The organism is Cetobacterium sp. ZWU0022 (genome assembly GCF_000800875.1).
Classification (GTDB): domain Bacteria; phylum Fusobacteriota; class Fusobacteriia; order Fusobacteriales; family Fusobacteriaceae; genus Cetobacterium_A.
The window spans coordinates 1-4,027 of the sequence record NZ_JRJZ01000013.1; the positions used below are offsets into that span (position 1 = coordinate 1).

Here is a 4,027-nt window from a genome sequence, read left to right on the forward strand (position 1 = left end):
TCTTCTTCAGATGGAATGAGAGTTAATATAAATTCAGAGAATGATTAAATTAACTCTTAATTATATTAAAATCTGGAGATACTTTAGTTGTTAAAGAGATTGATAGATTGGGAAGAAACAGAAAAGATTTTTTATAAAGCTGCTTTTTCTAACAGGAGCAGTTTAAGTGAGGAAAAGATAATAGCTTTTCTCAAAAGCAAAAACCTTTGATTGCTACTTTAATGGCAAACGGGCATAATATAGGCTTTTCAAAGATGGCTATCTCTAGTTCTATAGAGGAATCTGTACTCAGAAGAACCAATGAATTTTATTTCAATAGTGATGCTTTATCTAAGGCCCAGAAACGATTGGTAAATTATCATCATTCACTTGAAATAGTTAAAAATTGGGGGAATGGTGATAAATCTTCTTCAGATGGAATGAGAGTTCCTATAAATTCAAAGACTATTTATGCTGACTATAATGCTCATTATGGGAATAAAGGCGGTGGAATTTATAGACACGTTAGCGATCAATATACGCCTTTTTATGTTCAAATACTTGAAGGAAGAGATAGTAACCACGTCTTAGATGGTCTTCTTTATCATGAATCAGATTTAGAAATTTATGATCATTCTACAGATACAGCAGGGTATACAGAGCAGATGTTCGCTCTTACATATCTTTTAGGCTTTAATTTCAAACCAAGAATAAAAAATTTAGAGCAACAACAGCTTTACTATTTCGAGAACATTGAATTAGATGAAAAAAAATTCAAAAAGATTAATGAAAAAGTAATAGTTGAAAACTATAACGAGATTCTAAGATTAATTGAATCTATTAAATGTGGAAAAGTAAAAGCTTCTCTGATTCTTCAGAAAATAAACTCATACAACAGGGATAACGGAGTGGCAAGAGGATTAAAAGAGATTGGAAGGATATTGAAAACCAGATATATATTGAATTATTTTACAGATGGAGAACTAAGAAAAGAAGTTCAAAAAATGCTTAATAAAGGAGAATCTATAAATTCTGTTGGAAGACTTATGTTTTTTGGTAAACATGGAAGACTTAATGAAGCTACAATAGACAATCAATTAGAAAAAGCAAGCTGTCTGAATATACTTCTATCTTCTCTAATTATTTGGAATTCTAGATATTTAGAAAAAGTAAAATTAATTGTTCAAAATGAAGAGTGGTTTGATGAAAAGGACTTTCAAAGAGTTAGTCCATTAGGAACTCAACATGTGAATTTTCTTGGAAAATATATTTTTGAAGAAAATAAAATAGATACAGCAGATGGATTAAGAGAAATTCTGATCAAGGCTTGAGGTTTAAACACCAAAAAGCCTTGATTTTATTGACTAATAAAAGAGATTTAGAAGTCCTCTAAATCTCTTTTTATTTTAATTATTATTTCCTATTTTAGCTAGATATATTCCTATTAAGACAATTAAAATACCAAAAATTTCTTGAAAAGTAAGGTTTTCTCTAAAAATAAAATAAGAGTACAAAGCTGCAATAATAGGCTGACTTAAAACTAAAACAGATGATAAAGTTATATCAATTTTTCCTATACAATAGCTCAAAAGACCCTGTCCTAAAATTTGAGATACTAAAGCTAATCCTATAAGAGGAAGTATTTCATTTATATTTTTTGGATAGTGTAATCCCTCTATCACATACATAGCTATAAATAGTGTAAGTCCTCCTCCAAATCCACTTATAAATATAATTGTCATAGCATTTATTCTCTTTCTAATATTAGAAACAACTAATAAAAATAATCCATAAAATATTGAGGTAATAAATGCTAACATATCTCCTTTAAAATTATTTATATTTGGATTTAGTTTTCCAGACATAAGAACAACTAGTCCAATCAAAGTTATAAATAACCCAATAACAAAAACTTTTGATAGTCGTTTCTTGTATAAAAAATAAGAAACTGGAATAACTGTAAAAGGAACTAAATTAGCTAATAAATTAGCATTTGCAACAGTTGTTAAATGGAAAGATATATTCCAGAAAATTAAATCTAAAGCTAAAAAAATTCCAGCTAAAGATATTAAACTCCTATCTTTTTTTGATGTTTTTATTAAATCAGTTTTTACAAACGGATAAAGTATTGGTATCGAAAATAAAATTCTATAGAATGCTGTAGCTATAGGTGGAAGTGAACTTAGTTTTACAAAGATTCCACCAGTTGCTAAAAAACAAATTGCCAAAATTGTTAATAATATAAACTTACTTTCTAAGGTAACTTTAGAAGTGCTATTAATTGAAGCTCCTTTAATCATTTGAATCACCGTATAAATTAAAAAACTCTTCATTAAAAGGTAATTCAACAATTAGCCTTTCAGATGTTTTTCCAATGCTTTTTCTTTTAATTTTTATTCCAACTAAATCTTTTGTATTTTCACAATGAGTTCCACCACAAGGAACGATATAACTGTCACATTTCCAATATAGAGCCTCATTTTCCTCTGGATGAGAGAATATATTTATTGGAATATTTTTATCTATATATTCATTACAACGAGATTCTATATTAGCTATTTGTTCTGGACTAAATTTGAATTCTATTGAAAAATCAAGTCTTCCATATTTATCAGTTATTTTAGCACCAGCTATTTTTTTATCAATACCTGGAAACATATCTTCTAATACCATTAAAGCAAGGTGTAAACCAGAATGATGAAGAGTTGTTTGAGCTCTTTTTACACTATCTAACTTTATAAGAAATTTTTCTTCTTTTTGGAATTCATAATTACTTTCTATATGATGTACAATTTGATTTTCTACTTTTATACTGGGAAAGTCACTTAAGAAAAGGTTTCTTCCCTTAATTTTTGTTGTATTATAAAATGGAATCTGAAAGCCATCTTTACATCTGATTAAAACTCCAACATCTCCTATCTGCCCTCCACCCTCTGGATAAGCAACAGATTTATCAAATATAAGTCCATTCTCTGTTTTCTCAATTAAAACTGCTTCACAAAATGTTTGAAACTGATTTTTATAATATATTTTTTCTGTTTTCATAATCGCTCCTTTTAAATTGTTAATATAAATTCTTCATTATTTGTAAAATTAATTTTATATTTATTTATCTGATTTTTATAAGTTTTTACAATTATTTCATTTTCAGTAATAACTAAATCATCTTTAATTAAGTTGTCATTTATATAAATGTTCATGAATCTTTGATTTAGTTCATCAAAGTAAAGAACTATATGATTATCGTTTTTAATGTAGCCGTTAAAATTTATATTTTTTAAAGTTTCATTTTTTATGAGTTGGACCATTCCTAGAGAAAGAACTTTTGAATTCTTAGGAATTTCATTTCTTATTATTGAATGTGGGGCTATTTTTGTGTTATCGCCTATTTTAATAGAGCCTATTAAAGTTGAAAATCCACCAATTTCAACATTATTTCCAATTATAGGATGTCTATTTCCTAATTTGTTATTAGCTATTTTATCAGCACCTAATATAACTGATTGTAGTATGTAACAATCATCACCGATAATACTAGTTTCACCTATCACAGTTCCTACTCCGTGATCTATCACAAATCTTTTTCCTATCTTAGCGCAAGGATGTATTTCTATTCCTGTGATAACTTTAGAATCTTCTGTAATTTTTCTTGCTAAAATTAAATTATTATCTACTATTGAATTAGCTATTCTATAATATAAAACACTCAGATAAGAGTTATAAGATTCTAAAATATACTCGGGATTATTTTTACTACTTGGATCCTTTTCAGAAAAAGAAATTAAATCTTCATAGGCATTTTCTAAGATATTATCAATTGGAAAAATCTTAAAGTATTCATATTTATTAGCTATTTTTAAAATTTTATTAAGTAATTTAACTTTTAGCATATTTCCCCTCCGTTTTTTATAAATAGCTTCTACCACTATCTGGTGAAATGGTTACTATAACTTTCTCTTTATCTAAACTTTTAGAAAGTTTTAATGCTGCTAATAAATTTGCACCAGATGATATTCCTACAAAAATCCCTTGTTCTTTTGCTAAACGC

The 4,027-nt window shown here is 27.3% G+C and carries 3 protein-coding genes and 1 pseudogene; 1 reads left to right on the forward strand and 3 read right to left on the reverse strand.

The features are described from left to right. Window positions 1-200 precede the first annotated feature (200 nt). Window positions 201-1,310 (forward strand): annotated as a pseudogene (locus L988_RS00590) (transposase); the annotation flags it as partial. A 75-nt stretch (window positions 1,311-1,385) separates the two neighbouring features. On the opposite strand, the gene L988_RS00595 reads toward L988_RS00590, so the two are convergent. Genes L988_RS00595 through L988_RS13365 form a run of 3 tightly spaced genes read right to left on the reverse strand, consistent with a single transcriptional unit; the run spans window position 1,386 to window position 3,869 of the window. After that, window positions 1,386-2,279 (reverse strand): DMT family transporter, encoded by an 894-nt coding sequence (locus tag L988_RS00595; protein WP_052191616.1) that lies wholly within the window; start codon window positions 2,277-2,279, stop codon window positions 1,386-1,388. Next, the gene (locus L988_RS00600; RefSeq protein ID WP_047380510.1) at window positions 2,272-3,024 is read right to left on the reverse strand and encodes a hypothetical protein; all 753 of its coding nucleotides are present in this window, start codon (window positions 3,022-3,024) and stop codon (window positions 2,272-2,274) included. The genes L988_RS00595 and L988_RS00600 overlap by 8 nt, the downstream gene beginning before the upstream one ends. Before the next feature lie 11 nt (window positions 3,025-3,035). Next, window positions 3,036-3,869, reverse strand: a complete 834-nt coding sequence (locus L988_RS13365; protein WP_081990271.1) for a serine O-acetyltransferase — start codon at window positions 3,867-3,869, stop codon at window positions 3,036-3,038. Window positions 3,870-4,027: the final 158 nt, after the last annotated feature.

Excerpts from the sequence above, each read along its gene's own strand:
- L988_RS13365 (WP_081990271.1), bottom strand. The coding sequence starts at position 3,869 with ATGCTAAAAGTTAAATTACTTAATAAAATTTTAAAAATAGCTAATAAA.
- L988_RS00600 (WP_047380510.1), bottom strand. The coding sequence starts at position 3,024 with ATGAAAACAGAAAAAATATATTATAAAAATCAGTTTCAAACATTTTGT.
- L988_RS00595 (WP_052191616.1), bottom strand. The coding sequence starts at position 2,279 with ATGATTAAAGGAGCTTCAATTAATAGCACTTCTAAAGTTACCTTAGAA.